The 19,600-nt window shown below is 32.5% G+C and carries 13 protein-coding genes; 6 read left to right on the top strand and 7 right to left on the bottom strand.

Features of this window, described 5'->3' with window-relative positions; translation table 11 throughout:
• Nucleotides 1-10 precede the first annotated feature (10 nt).
• The 7 genes from AC4PRO_RS14495 to AC4PRO_RS14465 form a co-directional block, all read right to left on the bottom strand.
• Nucleotides 11-2,653, bottom strand: coding sequence for a CHAT domain-containing protein (locus tag AC4PRO_RS14495; protein WP_492117839.1), 2,643 nt, complete (start codon nt 2,651-2,653; stop codon nt 11-13).
• A gap of 50 nt (nt 2,654-2,703) precedes the next feature.
• A complete protein-coding gene (locus AC4PRO_RS14490; RefSeq protein ID WP_492117838.1) occupies nt 2,704-3,870 on the bottom strand; it encodes a hypothetical protein in 1,167 nt (388 codons plus the stop codon).
• A complete protein-coding gene (locus tag AC4PRO_RS14485) occupies nt 3,863-5,092 on the bottom strand; it encodes a hypothetical protein (protein WP_492117837.1) in 1,230 nt (409 codons plus the stop codon). Before AC4PRO_RS14485 ends, AC4PRO_RS14490 begins: the two co-directional genes overlap by 8 nt.
• Nucleotides 5,093-5,094: 2 nt before the next feature.
• Nucleotides 5,095-5,727, bottom strand: a complete 633-nt coding sequence (locus AC4PRO_RS14480; protein WP_492117836.1) for a sigma-70 family RNA polymerase sigma factor — start codon at nt 5,725-5,727, stop codon at nt 5,095-5,097.
• A 349-nt stretch (nt 5,728-6,076) separates the two neighbouring features.
• Entirely contained in the window at nt 6,077-6,469 is a 393-nt protein-coding gene (locus AC4PRO_RS14475; RefSeq protein ID WP_492117835.1) for a hypothetical protein, read from the bottom strand.
• 263 nt (nt 6,470-6,732) lie between these two features.
• Complete coding sequence (locus AC4PRO_RS14470; protein WP_492117834.1) at nt 6,733-7,587, bottom strand: hypothetical protein; 855 nt, start codon at nt 7,585-7,587, stop codon at nt 6,733-6,735.
• Nucleotides 7,588-7,625: 38 nt separating this feature from the next.
• Nucleotides 7,626-8,873, bottom strand: coding sequence for a hypothetical protein (locus AC4PRO_RS14465; protein WP_492117833.1), 1,248 nt, complete (start codon nt 8,871-8,873; stop codon nt 7,626-7,628).
• Between the two features lie 355 nt (nt 8,874-9,228).
• Between AC4PRO_RS14465 and AC4PRO_RS14460 the strand changes: the two genes are divergently transcribed.
• From AC4PRO_RS14460 to AC4PRO_RS14435, 6 genes are read left to right on the top strand one after another with little or no spacing between them, the layout of a single operon-like run.
• Complete coding sequence (locus AC4PRO_RS14460) at nt 9,229-10,812, top strand: type I restriction-modification system subunit M (protein WP_492117832.1); 1,584 nt, start codon at nt 9,229-9,231, stop codon at nt 10,810-10,812.
• Nucleotides 10,809-12,116 (top strand): restriction endonuclease subunit S, encoded by a 1,308-nt coding sequence (locus AC4PRO_RS14455; RefSeq protein ID WP_492117831.1) that lies wholly within the window; start codon nt 10,809-10,811, stop codon nt 12,114-12,116. Before AC4PRO_RS14460 ends, AC4PRO_RS14455 begins: the two co-directional genes overlap by 4 nt.
• A gap of 3 nt (nt 12,117-12,119) precedes the next feature.
• Entirely contained in the window at nt 12,120-12,683 is a 564-nt protein-coding gene (locus AC4PRO_RS14450; RefSeq protein ID WP_492117830.1) for a hypothetical protein, read from the top strand.
• Between the two features lie 3 nt (nt 12,684-12,686).
• The gene (locus AC4PRO_RS14445) at nt 12,687-14,189 is read left to right on the top strand and encodes a DUF262 domain-containing protein (RefSeq protein WP_492117829.1); all 1,503 of its coding nucleotides are present in this window, start codon (nt 12,687-12,689) and stop codon (nt 14,187-14,189) included.
• A 2-nt stretch (nt 14,190-14,191) separates the two neighbouring features.
• Nucleotides 14,192-16,327 (top strand): DUF262 domain-containing protein, encoded by a 2,136-nt coding sequence (locus tag AC4PRO_RS14440; RefSeq protein ID WP_492117828.1) that lies wholly within the window; start codon nt 14,192-14,194, stop codon nt 16,325-16,327.
• Nucleotides 16,328-16,330: 3 nt separating this feature from the next.
• Complete coding sequence (locus AC4PRO_RS14435) at nt 16,331-19,534, top strand: type I restriction endonuclease subunit R (RefSeq protein ID WP_492117827.1); 3,204 nt, start codon at nt 16,331-16,333, stop codon at nt 19,532-19,534.
• The last annotated feature ends 66 nt before the right edge of the window (nt 19,535-19,600 follow it).

The raw sequence follows: 19,600 nt of genomic DNA, 5'->3' as shown, positions 1-19,600 counted from the left end.
TTTATTTTCTTTACTCCAGCAACACAAATCCAGCCCAATAATAAGGTGAATACTTTGATTTCATTTTTATTTGAGCAGTTTGAAATGCTTCAGGGACCGATTTTCCTTCAAAACACTCACTATAAAAAATAGTGAAAAGTTCTGCAGTTTGTGTATCTGGAACTTTCCATAAACTCATAATGATATTTTTAACACCCGCCATTTTAAAAGCACGCTGTAAACCAAAAACACCCTCACTCCCTTTGATATCTCCCAGTCCAGTCTCACAAGCACTTAGCACCACCAATTGACAGGCACTCAAAACCAAATTGGCAATTTCATTTGCCGTCAAAATACCATCATCTGTAGTTAAATTGTCTATTGTCTTTCCCCAATAATTGTTTGCTCCTGCAAATAATAATCCGGAACGCATCATGGGGTCATCTGATGTTTTAAAAATCTTTGACTTATTCATTTCAGAAATTAATTTCATATTATCTTCGGGTAATTCCATTTTAGGATCTGGAAAGAAAAACCCATGAGTTGCCAGGTGTAAAACAAAAGGTGCGGCTCTTCCATCTAATTGCTTAATACTTTCTTCTGTAGCATGAGGACCATTGATAACTGTCGAAGAAAAACCATTTTGCTGACTATTATTTTTTATTTGCTCTACTTCTTTTTTGGTTCCAGCCAAATAGTTCCATTTTGTAATTCCGCTACGCTTGGATGTCTCTGCAAATTCTGGATTGTTATCAATTTCTAAATCATCATTAATTACGGTATTCAATCCTTCTCTTTTATCATAATCGATATCGCCATACAAGAGCAGCTCCAATTTTCTTTTATTGTCCAAAGTAGTTACTTTGTAATTGACAATTTCGGCGCTAGAACCCAAAATATGTACTTTATAGTTCTCTCCTAAAGTTTGCGTAGTCGAGATTGGCAAAGCCGCAAAATTAATTTGATTCCCCAATCCGGCTGGTGACAAATAAATTGTTGTTATATTTTCCAATTCCTTCATCAAAGGTTTAAAAAATAAGTCACTAATGGCTTTTTCAGTATATTGTTTATCAATAACAGTTTTTTCTTTTTCATTTTTTGATCGGGTCGATAAGAATTCCAATTGTTTTTGTTCAAACAGCGGAATGTATTTCGGAGTTTCGAAATCCTTACCCACCACAAATGCACTATACACAATGCTATCTGTCCATTTCTTATTGTAATATTTAAAGGCGACTAAATCTATGGCTATTTCATTAGATTTCAATTTCTCTTGTATTTGTTTCCAGCTTATGGACGAAGCATTCTTAGCATCTGCAAAAGTGCTAGACTCACGTACTAATTCTTTTTCTAGCGTTTCCGTTTCTAAAGAAAGTTGCTCAAAATTTGTTGGTCTTTTATATAGTGGCATCTCGTTCAGCTTATTGATTTGCCTTTTATTGTTCACGAACTTTTGGTACTTTTCTTTTAAGACATCATCATCACTTTTTTGGATACTTTTACTAATTTGTTGTTGATTGCGAAGAGTAAGATTTTTTACCAACAGTTCATTTTCATAACAGCCTATATTAATTTCGGGATATTTGGTGGGATTTTTTTGTAAAAAAGAACATGGTGTATAGTATTTTTGAGTAATCGATTCGGTTAAAAGAAGTAACTCTTTCTGACTAAAATTAGTTTCTATTTCTTCTATTTTGTTTTTAATTAATACAAAATACTTTAATAAAAAATCGTTATTGTACGAAAGAGTACCAATTTTATCATACAAAATAATTAAACTTTTTAAACTGTTTAAAGTATTTGTATTTTCTAAACCATAAATTTCAATTTTGGTTTGGTAAGATTCCAAATAGTATTTTTCTGCATTTTTATAATCATTTAAAACTGCATAAGTACTTGCTAAATTGTAACATGAAGTTGCATACTCGGAACTCTTTTCACCTGTCAGGTTTAAAATAATTTGGTGCGCCCTAAGATTCAGCTCAAGTGCTTTTTTATAATTATTTAACTTGACATAAACATTAGATAATTTATTAAGCATTATTGCTATCGCAATATGATTTTCTCCATATTCATTATAATTTGTGAGATAATTTATAAGATAACATCTTTTAGCATTTTCATAATCATTTCTTCTTATCATTACATCTCCCATATTCCCCATTAAAAGTGCATAAGCAATAGAGTTTTCTCCATATAATTGTTTTGCTAGCGGAATGCATTCTAAATACAAAATATAGGCATTTTCATAGTCACCGAGATCATTTTTTATTGACGCTTTTAAAGATAAAAAACTAAGGTATTTTTCATCATTATCTGTCCTTAATGCTGTTTCATAACCAATTTGAGCATAAAAATCTGCCTTTCCAAGGTCATTTATTGATCTGTAAAATTGGGTAATCCCGTCTATTTCATCAATATAATATTCAGTGTCGCTTGAATATATTTTTTCAATGATTTTATAACTTTTAAGTAGGTTTTCTTCTGCTTTAAATAAGTTACCTGTTCTAAGATATAAAAAAGTAATTTGCTTTAGAAGTGTTGTATATTCTTGGTCGTTTTGTGAATTTATATTGAAATCACTAATTATTTTTTCATAATAGAGAATACCTCTATTCAAATCCTTCCCTTGAGAGTAAATATCCAAACTATCAATTACTTCTTGCCCTTTCATTTGAAAACTGAAAAGAAATAGACTGTATAAAAATATTTTAAAAACTGTTCTCAAATTTTTTTTTCTAATTCTTTCCAAATTTCCTGCGCTTTTCCCTCCATATCTGCATTGTAATAAGCAATCGCCAGAATGCGTTGTGCGGCTCTCTTTTCTTGCTCTACTTTAGGTAATTCTTTAATTTTTCCAATTGCAGCTTCGGGATTATCCAGTAAATCAAAAACACATGCTAAGTTAATATAAGCGATGGTATAATTAGCATCCAGACTAATGGCTTTTTCAAAATCTTTTTGAGCGCTTTTTAGTAAAGTTGTCATTTGTTCTTGCTGTTCTTCATCACTTCCCCGAGTGCCGTTTTGGTTCAATCGGCTAGTATTGTCAACTTCGAAAGGATATAAAAACCGCTGTGGATGATGATATTCTTCACTTGTTAAAACTTTTAACTTTAGAGCTTTCAAAGTTTTCATTACTCCAATATTACTGTAGTTTTCTCTAGAGGGAAAATCTCTATTAACTTCCTCAAACAATTCTATAGCAGTATCAGAATCACTCTTTTCTTTAGCTCTTAATGCCTCTTGAAAAACAGCATATAATTTTTGAGATTTAACCAGGGCGTTTTGGGCAATTTCTTTTCGTTCTGACTTTGAAGGATACCCTTCGTTTACATCCTCTAATTTGTAGTAACTGTAAATAATGTCGAGTATTTTTGGCTGTATTTCAAATGGATTATATCCCGCAATGGCGGCATAAAACATTCCTCTATCATCGGCCTGAGTTTCATAAATTATTTTTTGGCTTTTATTAACGAGTTTTATTGTTGTTGCAAATTCTTTGCTCTTGTTCCTGATGGCAAAAGCAAAATCAGTACAAAAACTATGATCATAGTAATAGTGAGCCAATTCGTGACTTATTACAACCGATAAAGCATTTAAGCTGTCTTTCCCAAAACTTTGACACAGTGAATACAATTGAGCATCTACTTTGATTATTGGTTTTGCATATAAGGCTGGAGTGGTAGATTTTGGGATAGCTTGCATAAATTCCAGTTCTGGTGCAGCTTTTGCACTTCCATAAGCGGTCACTAATCGGTTAAACAAAGCTTTGATTTGAACCTCAGCATTTTCTTGAGCCTGTAAAGAAAAAACACAACTCGTTAAAAATACCACTAGACACACCAAACTTTTCTTTTTAAATATGTAACTTGAGCATTGTTTATTCATTTTCAAAACTAATTTTTTCTAAGATTTCGATTGTTTTCGCATCAGATACTAGATTTAAAGCCAAAGGCGAGCTACTCAATTTTACATTGTAAAATCTATCTCCTTTTTTAAGAAAATATTGTTGGTCTTCAGTTAACAAAAGAGCGTACTGTTCAGAGGTGCTTTTACTAAAAATCGTTAATATATTACCATCAAATATATACTTGTTTTTTTGTCTTTTTAATTTAGCCAAATCAGCTTTATATACATCCGTAATTTTAGAATCAACAGAACTGGTAACTTTACTTTTTTCCAAAAGTTTTTCTATTGATAAAATCCTTTTGGTGACATCTTTAAAGTTAACAATAACTTGTGGAAGATCTGCACTAGAAGCATAACCTAAAGAAGAAGATTCTAATACAGTAATTCTTCTTGAACTTGTTTCTATTTCTGCTAAAACAATAGCGTCATTTTTAGGTGTGTTCTGAGTAGGGACAGAGGTTTCTATACTGTCATTATTGTTATCAGTTGTGACAACAGTATTCTCTAACGGAACAACATCAAGATTTGTATTTTTAAAAAAGAATATCCCAGCAGCAATAATTATAGAAGCGGCAACTGCATACTTCATCCACGATAATGAAATAACTTTGGTCTCGTTTTGACTTTCTTGGTTTTGAAGAGTCCCATTTACACGGCTACCATATTTGTTAGCGAATACAGGTTCCTTAACTTCTTCCAATTCCGCATCCCATTGTTTAAATTTAGCTCTTAAATCTTCACGGCTTTTTTTTTTGATAACATTTTCCACATCGGTTTCTGAAAGTTCAAAAACAAGTCGGTCATATGATTTGGGTAAATCCGTTTTAATTCGCTTCCGCTCAACACTTTTAATGGCTTGTCGCATAGTTTTAAAAAAAACTATTTCTTTGTTAAATTTTTGGTTTTTCGTTTTTAACAAATATTCAGTTGCTCCTGAAGGCTCTCCCAGAACATAAATTTCAGCTAAATCTTTTAAAAAATTTGAATAAAGAACCGGTAATTTGGAAATTAATTTTTCAGCATCGGCTAATTCTAAACTATAAATACTCGCATGAATGGGCTTTGAATCTTCTTCAAAATGCAATAAATCTATAGTAAGTTTTTCCCATAATACAGAATAAACTTTTTGTTCAGAAAACAGAGGGTCTTCCTTTAATCTTGCAAGAAAAATATTTTTTACTATGTCTAAAGCTATTTTCATTTCTAATTGTTCAATTTGTTAAAGGCAATTTTTTCTAATCTTTTTTGGCATTTGCCTTTTTGATTTTTAGTATTATCCGAATTACTATAACCAAAATGTTGGGTCAATTCGTTCATTGATTTTTTATGATACCAAAACAAAGTCAGCAATTCATAACAATGTCCTCCAGCTTCCTTCATAACTGTCAGCGCATTTTCAATAGCCATAAATTGATTTTCTTTAGGATCTTCCACTTCATCCAAACAATCCGATATCGTCGATTTAAAACTCATTGGATTATCATCGCCATCGTCTTTGCCAATGTTTTCATCGTAATCCGAAGACCCTTTTTCTTTTCCTATTTTATTCAATAATTGAAAACGGCAAACCGAATTCAGATAGGTCTGTAATGATGCTGTTAGTTCGAAATTCCCAGCAACAATTTTTTCATACAAAACTAAAATCGAATCGTGAAAAACGTCATCCAACTCATAATCATTTTTGGAACCATTAGTCATTCTATACATAAACTTGATGCAATATGATTTACATCTTTTGTAAACTTCTCCTAAATAATCTTGATTTTGTTGAATGAGAATCACTAATTCTTGATCCGTTAAATGTCCAAACTTTGTAACTGTATTATTCGGCAGCATATCTATATTTTGTAATTGGTATTAAAAACGTCACAAAATAGGCATAAATTTCGATAATTAGGTAGATTATCATGTCAACATTTTTTATTAGCACTCCAAACAACTTTTGCTAAGTATAGAATGTTCTTTTCTAACAACTAGCCTGCATCATACTTACTAATAGGTTTACTATTTAATTATCGTTACCAGTGGCACTATGAACATCTTACTTGTTGCATTGTTAGGATCGCTTTTTATATAATATCAATAATAAAATTATCAAGCTATCAAACAGTGCTATAATGACTTGACCTTTTTGGTGATTTTAAGTCCTTTTAATTTAACTGAAATCAAGGAAGCTTTTAATATTCTAATTACGTGATACGTAGGTCTTATTCCCGTTGCTGTTGATATAATATTGTCCCCCACGTGAACCAGTGTATATTGTTTTACTTGAACTATAACTCGGTGTTGAATAGGAAGCCTTACTTGAGCTATAACTTGGTGTTGAATAGGAAGTATTATTTGTACTGTAACTAGAATTTGTAGAGTAACTATCTCTAGATTTAGTTCCAGCTTCTCCTGTGTAGGGATTAGTATTACCTACTGTACTGTAATTATCATTTCTAGTTGCATTAGGAGCTGTTCTTTGGTATGGTTGAACATAGGTTCCGTTACTACGGTAATATCCTTTTACGGAAACTTGAGCAAAAGTAACAGCAGTTGTAAATAAAAACGCGATAATAAGAAGTAATTTTTTCATGATAATAAATTTAAATGTGTTAATAATTAATTGTTTATACTTATTAATACTGTAACACTAAAAAGGTAACCCTGTATTTTTTATTATTTTTAAAATATTTCATAAAGTATTATCTAACAAGTATTTAAAGCGTTATTTTTTATTATATAATTGTTGTTTTTTATTATTTTGATAATAAAAAAGACCATCATTGCTGATGGTCTTTTCAAAAAAAACAAATAAATTTAAACAATTATATCCTATTTTTATTTTGACCAAACGTACTAGCGTAATTGTTCTACTAAATTAGAACTCATATCGGTTTTCGAACCATTCATTATAAATTTGTAACTAGCAACTCCAGATTGTTTCAGCCATTTTTCCCAGAAGTAAGTAATTTTCTCCGTTTGCAAAATATCGTTGGCTCTCTTTCCCGAAAATCCAGCTACAATCCATTTTGTTTCCTTCTCTAATTTTATAGGTAGCAAACCATATTCTTTTGTCTCCGAAATTTGTTTCCAATCAGCTGAAGTCAATTCATTTAGAAAACGAGTGCTGGTGTATTGGTTTTTATTTTGGATAACATGTGTTTGACTTTCAAAATCAAAGTAACCATCTGTAAGAACCAAAACCGTATTAATATAACCTGGCTTACTCAAACTAACTCCGCCATCATGTAAATAAGCCCAAATATCAACCCCAAAATAAGCCGTGGAAACTTTTCCGAACAAAGCTTCTTTTTTTAGTGTATTAAGTACTAGAGGCAATGATTGAGACAAAGCCAATAACGACTTGTTTTTATCTTTCACGTCGGTTTCGTCCAAGTAAATTTGCAGTAAATCTTCATAATGATCAACATTCAATGGACTATTTTTCTGTGGAATTATTTTAACAGAAAATCGGTTTTTCGATGATAAAACCAAATTACGTCTCGAATTTGCTTCAAAAACTTTAAAATATTTTTCAATCAAATAAAAATCTTTATCCAATTGTGCCGGTATAAGTATACGATCGCTTAAATCCAAAATAACAGTATAGTTGATCGGTTTTTTTTCTATTTTATTTTCCTCTTTACCACAAGAAGTGAACAACAGTGAAATGATAAAAACAAGGATGAGAGTATTTAATAAGTTTTTCATGATTATAATTTTTAGGAATGAAAGCAATTAATATTAAATTAATTAAGAATAGCTACTTGATTAAATTGAGTTTGAATAAATTCATTGAAAGTCCCTTCACATCTGTCTTTCTCTAAGCTCAAATCTGTACCGTTCAGGTATTGACGCCATCCCATATAAAAACTGGTCAGGTTTTGTGACAATGCATCAGGATTAAGCATGCGATTTTCTAAATCCATTTTTAACTGTTCTAATTGAGAAATGATAGTTTTTATTTGTGTTTCCAATTCAATAATCTTGGTTTCTAACATTTCAAGTTCACTTCTTAGGATTTTGATTTCTTCTTTCAATCCTTTGATCATTATAGCCGCCCTAACATCTCCCGTTTTTTTATTCTTTTCTTTAAGCATCATTTCAAACATATAACCCCAAACCAAATAAGCACAGAATCCAAAAAGTAATACCATATAGAAGTTAATACTGGAATAAAAATTCCATTCCGAATCGGCAACACCAGCCATTACCTTCAAATCATGTATTCCTAAATCTATTTTGTAAGCCATCAGCGAATCGGCTATGAAAGCACCAAAAATGACTAATCCAATAAATAAATTTTTATTCTTCCCTTCAATATTATGAGGGATTAATCCTATCGCAAAAAACAGGAAAGCACCTAGATAAACTATAATCAATGCTGGTGAAGCGGTAAAAATTCCTTTGACATCAAAAATACTATCCAAATACAAAGTAATATCATCACCTGCTAATTTCAGTATTGTTCCAGCGTTTCTAAAAAAAGAAGCATAAATTGCTGATGCATAGAAAAAAAGCAAGTAAAAGGACAATACTATAGTTAAACCGGCATACATAATATGCTTTTCTACTTGATATCCAGTTTGAACATTATTCTCTGCCAAATCAATTTTGGTTTGTTGAATCTCATCATTCAATTCCTTGATTCTTTTTTCAATTGAAGGTTTGCTAACTTCAACAGCAGTTCTTTTTTGTCCTTCTATTATTTCTTTCTCGTCATCTTTGGTCAGCATTTTACTTTTTACTTGTTCTTTTAAAAGATATTGCTCATTTTCGTTGTAAGTGTCATCAACTAAATGTCCATCTGTAATCCATTTTAAGTAGGTTTTCAAGGAAAGGTAATCTCCACGATTTAACCCCGCTTTCTCAAAAGCATACTCTCTAAAGCTTTTTACACGTTCTACTTTTTGAGCGGCAATAGCCTCGATTTGCGTTTGAAGATTGACATTTGTAGTTTCAACTGCTACCTGTGTTTGATTGTTTGAAAGTTCCATAGTATTTGTTTTTCTTATTAATACTGTAAATACAAAAAGGTAACCCTGCAGCTTGTAAAATGTAGAAAAAAAAAATATAGCAAGACGCAAAACACTACTTATCAGAACATATAAACCATTTTGACATTTAAATTCCTTAAACAGATTATTAATTCAATATCACTAAAAATGGGTATGGTAAAATCTTACAAAAAATCGTTTCTTTACACAAACGCAATCAAACAAAATCAAATGCTATGGAATTACTTAAAAATAAGCCGATTCTTTACGGTTGCCCTCAATTATCTTAATTATATAATAGTTACTTTAGCCACATAACATAGAACCCGATTACATACACGTTTTACAACATACCATGACCCAAGACCAAATCAAGAATTTAGAAAAAGAACTCTGGGATGCCGCAGACGAACTGAGAGGGAACTCTAAGCTTACTGCAGCCGAATACAAAGACCCTTTACTTGGATTAGTATTGTTACGCTTTGCGCAAAATCGTTACGAAGATGCCAAAATTAGTATAGCAAAATCATTACCCATAAACCCACGTACGGGTACACAACGAGAAGCTACCAAAGATGATTATGCCGGAGCAGGCGCCATCATGTTACCCGAAAAAGCCAAGTACGATCACCTAACGGCTTTGCCCGAAAGTGAAGATATAGCCGAAGCCATCAACAATGCCATGAAATTGATTGAGGCCGAATATCCCGATCTAGCGGGTATTCTCCCAAAAAGCTACCAAGAATTTGACGATAAATTATTGCGTGATTTAGTTCGTGTTTTTAATAAAGATGCCGTGCGCAATGCCAAAGGCGATGTGTTTGGACGTATTTACGAGTTTTTCTTGATGAAATTCTCTATGCAAGGTGCGGGTGCGCAAGAAGGTGGTGAGTTTTTCACGCCACCATCTTTGGTCAACTTGATTGTTAATTTTATTCAGCCCAATCACGGAATCATTCACGATCCCGCTTGTGGATCTGGTGGGATGTTTGTACAAACGGCACATTTTATTCAGGGTCACGAAAACAAAAGCGTAAACGAAGCCATCACGGTTTATGGTACCGAGCTAAAGAGCAACAATACCAAACTGGCCAAAATGAACTTAGCCATTCACGGAATTGAAGGCAAGATCATTGAAGGCAATAGTTTTTATACCAACCCACACAATCTAACCGAAAAATGTGATTTTGTCATGGCAAATCCGCCATTTAATGTGGATAAGGTCGATGCCAAAAACAAGTTCTTGGCCGAAGACGAACGCCTCCCTTTTGGCGCGCCATTGACAGGTGCGGGATCTATCGGCAACGGAAACTATCTTTGGATGCAGTATTTCTATTCGTACCTAAATGCTACTGGGCGTGCGGGTTTTGTAATGGCTTCCTCGGCTACAGATGCAGGTAACGCCGAAAAACGAATTCGTAAAGAACTGATAGAAACCGGAGCGGTAGAATGTATTGTCTCGGTGGGAAATAACTTTTTTTATACCCGTTCCTTGCCTTGCCACGTTTGGTTTTACAACAAAGGCAAAAAGCCCGAAAACAAAAACAAAATCCTGATGATTGATGCGCGAAACACTTTTAGAAAAGTGAGCACGACGATCAATGATTTTAGCGACGAACAATTACATGGATTAACTGCGATCATGCAACTTTTTAGAGGGGATGCCGTAAAAATCCCGAGCGGAGACGAGGGATGGTTTAATGAAAAATTCCCAACAGGGAAATACGAAGATGTAGAAGGACTTTGCAAGATTGTAGATCTAGAAGAAGTGGCTGCCCAAGATTACAGCCTAACGCCTGGCCGTTATGTAGGCGTGGTGGTGACGCTTGACATGGATTTTGATTACCAAGGCCGCATGACCGAAATTCACAGCGAACTAGCGACTTTGAATGAAGAAGCCAATGCCTTGATGCAACAAATTCAAAATGTAGCATTATGAGAGAGGGATGGAAAGAGGTTAGTTTAGAAGATATTTGTATAACGGTTAAAAGTGGAGGAACACCTTCGACAATTAAACCTGAATACTATAATGGAAACATTCCATGGATAAAAACTAAAGAAGTCAATTTTAATCGTATTTATGATTCTGAATTTAAAATAACTGAACTTGGTTTGAAAAATTCATCAGCCAAGCTAATACCAGCTAATTCAATTATAATTGCAATGTATGGTAACGGTGATACTGCTGGTAGATGCGCTATGAATATGATACCATTAGCTACTAATCAGGCATGTAGTAATTTTACTTTTAATGAAAATAAAGCAAATCCATTTTTTATGTTTTATTTAATATCAACGCATTACAAAGATTTTGTACATCTAAAATCAGGTGGGGCTCAAAATAATTTAAATGGTAAAATATTAAAAGAATTTAAAATCCAACTACCACCGCTTGAAACCCAACGCAAAATAGCATCCATTTTATCGTCTTATGATGATTTAATCGAAAACAACCTCAAACGCATCAAATTATTAGAAGAAAAAGCCCAACTCACTTATGAGGAATGGTTTGTGAAAATGCGTTTCCCAGGTTATGAAACAGCCAAATTTGATGCAGTTACGGGATTGCCTGAGGGGTGGGAGAAGAAATTATTAAGTGAAATATCCGGCTTTCAAAATGGGTATGCATTTTATACCAAAGGATATTCGGACAATGGTTATGCTGTAATTGATTTAGGAAATATATCTGAATATGGTGATTTAAATATAACAGGAAAAGAAAAGTTCATTTCAGAAGAATTATATCGAGGATTGCCAAAATTTCACTTAAAAAAGTATGACATTGTAATAGCTATGACCGATGTTACAAGTGCATTAAGAATTTTAGCCAAATCAGCAATTATTGATAAAAACGAGACTTATGCCCTTAACCAAAGAGTTGGTATGTTAAGGCCTAAAACTGATTTATTTGATTACTCTTTTTTATATGCTTTATTGGGTGATCCTAGATTCATTGAACGAATGAAGGCTATGTCCAAAGGTGCTGTCCAATTTTATTTCAACACAAAAGATATTGTTAATTATGAATCATTTGTGCCAACAAAGAAAATTATTAATGAGTTCACATCTATTTACAAGCCTTTGTTAGAATTGAGAATAAAGCTTAAAGAACAAAATCAATTACTCAAAGAAGCCCGATATATTTTGTTACCAAGGTTAATGAGCGGGATGATTAATGTGGATGGGATTACGGGACAAGTTGGGGAGGAAATGGAAATGATACAAAACAAAAAAGTCAGCTAAGAAATGAATAAAGTCGAGTATCTTTTTGAGAGAAATAAAATAGAAGCTTTAAATTATAAAGGAGTACTGGATTTTAAGTCTGAATATTTAAAGTTGTTGCATGATAATCCATTTCCTGAACCTCCAAAGTCGGGATCGTTTCATCAAGTAATAACTTATCTCAAAAGAAAAGATCAATCACAAGCAGTAAAAATAGGTCCTTATGGAAATATTTCGGTCTTTGAAGCCGCAAACCGCATCGCCTCAGACCTTGTTATTATTAATGGTTTACTGCAATTGGTAGAAAAAAACTTAGAATTTAAGGGAGCTTTGTTTACCCTGCGCTTAGGCACAACGCACTTAGCCGGAAAAGGAGATTTTACCATTTTTTTTAACGGAAAAGAATTAGAGGGAGAAGCTTTTAATGTTGCTCCTGCTTATTTGAAACCAAAAATGAGGAATACTATTAATAAGTGGAAGGATAATCAACAGTTAAAATATATCTTAGTTAACGATGAAGCTTTTGAATTTATAGGAAAATCAAAAATTGATGAAAGAGTTTTTAAAGTTAAAAATTGGCACGAATAAAATATGAGCGAAACAGTAGAAATTGATATAGCTAAATCGATTGATGTAGGTACGATCACCGTGTCAGATTTATTTAAGAACGACCTTACTATTCCAGATTTTCAACGTCCATACGAATGGGACGAGCATTTGGTTTTGAAATTATTTAGAGATATAGAAGATCATTTTTTTCTAAATGAGACATTGAAAACAGATACTAGTGACTTTTATCTTGGTTCTGTTTTATTAAATAAACACGAAACGCATAAAACACAAATTGTAGATGGGCAGCAACGCCTGACTACTTTTCTAATTTTGGATTATTTAGTAAGACCTACAACTAGCTTTCTCAAACATAATCAGTTTTTATTTCATAGTAATATCTCTGTAAAGAATATTGTTACAATTAAGCGAGTTATCGAACAACGTAAAAACGATTTCTATTTCACCACAGAAGAGTTATATCTTGATATCATCAGTAAAATTCGACTTAATTTGGTGATCACGTCGAAGGAAAGTATCGCTTTTCAATTTTTTGATTCGCTTAACAGCAAGGGCAAGAAGTTGGATACCATCAATATTTTAAAATCATATCATCTTCGAGAGTTAAAAAATGAAGATTTACTTCAAAAACAAATAGCTTCTAATTTTGATACCTTAAATGCCAAAATTGAAAGTAATAATTTTAAAGGAAATAAAATTTATTCGTTGAATAATTTTGTTACACTCCTATGGTTAAAGCATGCTTATTGGACTAAAGGAAAGTTCTCTCCAATTACTAAAAGCACTCTAGAATCATATTTTCGAGAAAATTCAGTTCGGTATGATGATAATGTCAAATGCATTAAGTTATTTCCGAGTATCAGAAATATGCGTAATACAAATGTTACTGTTGGTGATAAAACGCATATTTACAATTCAACTTACAGAGAGTCATTAGAAGTTAACAACTTTATCGATTTTAACCCTATGCAAGCAGTTCAAAAGGGTTTAGGTTTTTTCCTTTCCCTAGAGAAATTGGAACATTATTTTGATATCTTATTTGTAAACTGTCGGTTTAATGGTTTAAATAAAATAACTGGTTTAGTAAAAGGAACTTTTAATGATTATTTTTTGCACCTATATTATGTTTGGATATTAGGTTACTACGTTAAGTTCGAAGATTATCGTCTTGAGGAATTTGCTTTTGAAGTTGAACAGATTTTGGGCAATAAATTTTTAAAACTTCAGAGTGTTCGTGCGGAATCTCCTGTAGTCATTATGCGTACAGAATTTAATGTTTTACAACATATTTATCTTAATGTCGATCCCAATATTTTGCTAGATGAGGTTGTACAATTTAAAAATAAAATTAAGGTTCAAAAAATTGGATATTATCAAAAGGAAGGAGTTAGCATGACTACAATTGATAAAGTAGATTATCCTTCACATACCAGTAGGCCAGCATATATGAGACGAGCAATAGGAGTATATTCGCAAAAAAATGATTATACAAATATTAGTTGGAGAAATTATAAAACAAATTAATTATGTTAGGATATACAACTATAGATGAAGTTTTAGAGGTAAAAGAAGAAATCACTTCAAACTATTTTAGTTTAGAGACCCTTATAAAACATCCGACGGACATTATTCTCCAAATTCCATTATATCAACGCTTATATGTATGGGGGATTGAAGAAATTAAATTATTTATTGAAGATATTACAGAAGCTTGTTTAGAAGATCAGAACTCCTACTATATTGGTAATATGATGTTTGCTAATACTGAAAATGATGATAGAATAGTCATTGATTTGATTGATGGACAACAAAGGTTCACTACATTATGGTTAATCTCAATCATTTTAGGAGAGTATAATGAAAATTTAAAAAAATTTGCTTTTTTAAATGACAAACCTCGTTTAAGTTTTACTTCAAGGGACAAAGTTAATAGTTACTTTGCTCATTTAAGTAATTGCTCATTTAATATATTAGAAAATAAAAATGTTCACTTTGATATAGATGATGAATCAATTGAGCCGATAGTAAAAGGAATTAGGAATATTTATAATGCTATAAAAGATGTAATTGTAAAATATAATTGGGATAAAAAATCCTTGTCACTTTTTGGAGATTATATTTTTGAAAAATTAATTATGGTTCAAACCACCGTGCCAGCCAAAAATAATCTAAATCAGATTTTTGAATCGTTGAACAGTGGTGGTAAACAATTAGAAAATCATCAGATACTTAAGTCTAGACTAATTAGCGTTTTAAAAAAAGCAAAAACATCAAAAGTTGACGTTGATCTTTTGGTTTACAAATGGGATGCATCTTCTAGTATGAATCAATATTTAGAAAGAAGTATATATAGCATAACAAATGCAAAATGGGAAAATGTACTTCATGATCAAATCTGGAGTTCAGGTTTCGAGTCAAATCGATCTGAAGATTATTTTCAATTGAATAATTATATTACTAATTCTACTGAAGCAATTAGTCTACTTTCGATTTTAGAAGAAGAACCTGATGTACAGTATGAAAGTAATAAGAATGGAGCAGAGGATTGTAGAAGTATCATTAGTTTTTCACAGCTTTTACTGCACTCTTTACGGGTTTATAATCTTGTATACAAAATAGATAACGTAGTTCCTGTAGATTCAAAACATTTATTAAACTTCTTTGATACTGATAATGGTCATTTTTCAAATGCTACAAATGTTATATCATTTATAAATTTAGTATTTGATTTGAGATTTCTATTTGATAAATATGTGATTAAGTGGAGTTCTGAAGATGGAGACAATCAAGATAGTTTATTAATAAATAAGGTTTATTATAATCGTAATAATAAATCTCATTCAGTGAAACGAGATTTTGTAGAAAGTAATAGACAACTTTGTCTTGCTCAATCAACAATGTATATTGTGCAAGAATCAAAAACTCAATATTGGATTACGCCTTTTCTACTCTATTTGTATAAAAAGTACATAACAGATAGGAATATAGATAGCTATGATGATTCAGTCAATTCAGCTGTAACATTTATAGAAAAATTAGATAATAGTTTCTATAATCAGAAGAATGCTGATGACACCATGTCTAAGCTGAGTTTTAAAGATTACTCACTGATTTTTGAAAAAGAATCAGTAGGGAATTTAGAGTATGTATTGAAACAATTAATTCAATTAAAAGGAACTTTTTTCTTTCGTTACTGGTTTTACAAAACGGAGTATCTAATTTGGAAATATCGAGATGATTTTAAAGAGATTATTCCGGACAGTGAATTCGAATTATGGAATAAATACAAAATAACATTTAAAACATCTATCGAACATATCTTCCCTCAAAGTAAAGATGGTTTTGAAAATGTTACTGATCGAGGTTTATTTCCAAGTTTACAGAATCCTATTCTAAAAGATTATTTTGGAAATTTAGTTTTATTAACCGTTAACGAAAACTCAGAATATGGTGCGTCAGATGTAGACGATAAGAAGACCAAGTTTAAAAATAAGCTAAATAATAGTTCCATTGACTCTTTAAAATCATCTCTAATTTTTAAATTAGTAGATCAGCAAAACGATGAGTTTAATTGGGATAAAGGAATATGGAGCTTTAATAAAGCAAAACATCATTTAGAGCAGCAAATATTCCCCTTGTATCAAAAGCATTTAAAACCCTAACAGATGAGCTACGAATATTCAGAAGACGCCCTTATAGAACAAGCCACTCAAGATGTATTGGAAGAGTTGGGGTGGAAAGTAGTTACGGCTTGGACAAAAGAAAGCTTTGGCGAGCACGGACTTTTGGGGCGTGAAAATAAATCAGAAGTGATCTTAAAACGTTACGTTATATCGTCTTTGACCAAACTCAATGTTGATGTTCCACTTTCAGCCTATGAACAAGCGTATGAAATTCTAGCCCAAAAAGTAGCTGATAAAACTTTAGGAAGCACTAATAAAGAGAAATACGACCTACTCAAAAACGGAATTCCGATAAGTTATACCAATGACAAGGGCGAGCTGATAAAAAAGAAGCTCAAAATATTTGATTATAACAATTACGCCAATAATGATTTCTTAGCAGTGCGCCAATTAGAAATAGTTGGCGAGTTGTACAGTCGTAGACCAGATGTAATTGGTTTTGTAAATGGTATTCCGTTAGTTTTCTTTGAACTCAAAGCGCACCATAGTGATTTACGCAATGCATACAACGACAACATCAAAGATTATAAAGACACTATTGCGCGGGTGTTTCACACCAATGCTTTTATTATTTTAAGTAATGGTGTAGATAGCAAAGTAGGAACGGTAACTAGTCCGTATAAATTCTTTTTGGATTGGAAACGTATTGAAGAAGAACAAGAAGGTGTTGTAAGTTTAGACACCATGTTACGCGGAACCTGCGCACCACAGCGTTTAATGGACTTATTTGAAAACTTTCTTTTATTCGATGAAAATAGCGGCGAGGTAGTCAAATTAATGGCTAAAAATCACCAGTATATTGGCGTAAACAAAGTTTTAGAAAACGTTAGTAACATCGAAGATCTTCAAGGAAAATTAGGAGTGTATTGGCATACGCAAGGAAGTGGGAAATCCTATTCGATGGTTTTTTTATGTGAAAAAGTACATCGTAAATTTGGCGGTGCTTATACTTTTTTGATTGCGGTAGACAGAACCGAATTAGAAAATCAATTGTATGATACCTTCTCTGGTGCCGGAATCGTAAACGACAAAAACATCGTTGCAGGTAATAAAAAAGGAATGACGGGACGGGAACATCTAAGGGAATTACTCTCAGAAAACCACCGTTACGTATTTACCCTTATTCATAAATTTTCTATTGATCCCGAAAAAGAATCTGAATACCCGCTGATTACAGATCGTAAAAACATCATTGTAATTTCAGATGAAGCGCACCGTACACAAGGCGGAACCTATGCAAGAAACATGCGTTTCTTTGGTTTGCCCAATGCTTCTTATCTTGGTTTTACAGGAACACCAATTATAAAAGACGAAGAAGAATTGACCAAAAATATATTTGGTGAATATGTTTCTATCTACGACTTTAAGCGCGCCATTGACGATGATGCAACTTTACCTCTACTTTATGTCAATAGAGGAAAAAAACTAGGAATAGACAATCCTGAGCTAGATGATAAAATGGCTGAGGTTCTCGAAGATGAAAATATTGATGAGGATAAAAAGAAAAAGTTAGCCTATTTATTTCAAAAGAATTACCCAATTCTAACTGCCGAAACGAGGTTGGATGATATTGCTAAAGATTTGGTTTGGCATTTTAACGAAAGAGGCTATCAAGGTAAAGCCATGTATGTTGCATTGGACAAACCTACAGCCGTACGCATGCATCAATTGATCATGAAGTATTGGCCTTTGTATTTAAAAGAATTAGAAGGACGAATTGCTAATGCGCAAGACCAACAAGAAGCACAGGAATTACAGAGGAAATACAACAAGGTTGCTGAAACCGAAGTATGTGTGGTGGTGAGCAGTGAGCAGAATGAGGTTGATAAATTCCGTAAAATGAATTTAGACATTGAGCAACACCGCCGAAAAATGGTGGAACGAAATCTTGAAAAAGAATTTAAAGATGCTGAAAATCCATTCCGCTTAGCTATCGTTTGCGCTATGTGGATCACAGGTTTTGATGCACAATGTGTTTCTACTGTTTATCTTGACAAACCTATCAAAGGACATACGCTCATGCAAACTATCGCTAGAGCTAACCGTGTGTATGATGATGAAAAAGAAAACGGACTGATTGTAGATTACGGAAACGTGTATAAAAAATTAGAGCAAGCCTATTCTGTATATGGTGAAGGTGGAAAAGGAACCCAAGGAAAAGGAGCTGGTAAAGCCGTTGAAGAAATTGCTGATTTAGAAAAAGAGCTAAAGCAAGCTATTAAAGAGGTTAAGGATTATTTGAAAATATTAAGGTTTAAGCTTTCTGATCTGTTTGATGTGAAACCGATGGAAAAAATTAGTTTGCTGAAGAAAGCAGGAGATTGTATTTGTTTAAATGAAACCACCCGCACGAGTTTTGAAATAATGGCGCGCAGCGTTTTTAGGAAGTACAAAGCCTTGTTTCCTGAAGAACAGGCCAAATCATACATCAGAGAATTTAATGCTATAGATGCTATTTACAATTTGCTTAATCAAAATGTGAAATCGGCAGATGTAACAGAGATTATGATGCAACTGCAAAGTATTGTTAACGCAAGCGTGCATTTAGAAGAAGACGGAACAAATGAGTCAGAAGAGGAAATATACGTCGATTTAAGCAAGCTTGACTTTGAAAAACTGAAAGCTGCTTTTGCAAAAGCTCCTAATAAAAACACTCTAGTGTATGACTTACAACAAGCCATAGATCAAAAACTAGAGCAAATGCTCAAAGAAAATCCGTTACGACTTGATTTTTATGAAAGGTATAAAGAGATTGTAGACGAGTATAACAAAGGGAAATCCTTAGAAGATACTGTGTCCACCTTTGAAAAATTAAATAAATACGTTAAAGAATTGACTTTTGAGGAAGAACGAGCTATTAGAGAAAATTTAAAAGATCAGGAAGTTTTGGCCATTTTTGATTTACTTAGAGAAGGTAAAGAATTGGAAGGCAAAGACATTAAACAGGTAAAAAAAGTAGCATCAGAAACCTTAGAAAAATTAAAAGCTGAAAAACTAAAAATCGATCACTGGAGAGAAAAAAGAGAAGTAACTGCACAAGTTAAAAGTGAAATTTACAATCAATTGTTGTGGCTCCCTCAAGAAGTGTACACCGATGAAGAAGTAAGCCTTAAAACAGTGGCGATATACCAACATATTTATAGCAACTATTATGGTGCCGGAAATAGTGTGTATCAGTCACGTTAAAACAAAAAAGGATTGATTTTATGAAATCAATCCTTTTTTGTTTGAAAATCAAATATTGTTATTTAA

Source organism: Flavobacterium sp. DW-iso2, assembly GCF_058725285.1.
This window is presented reverse-complemented; position numbering and strand designations above follow the sequence as displayed.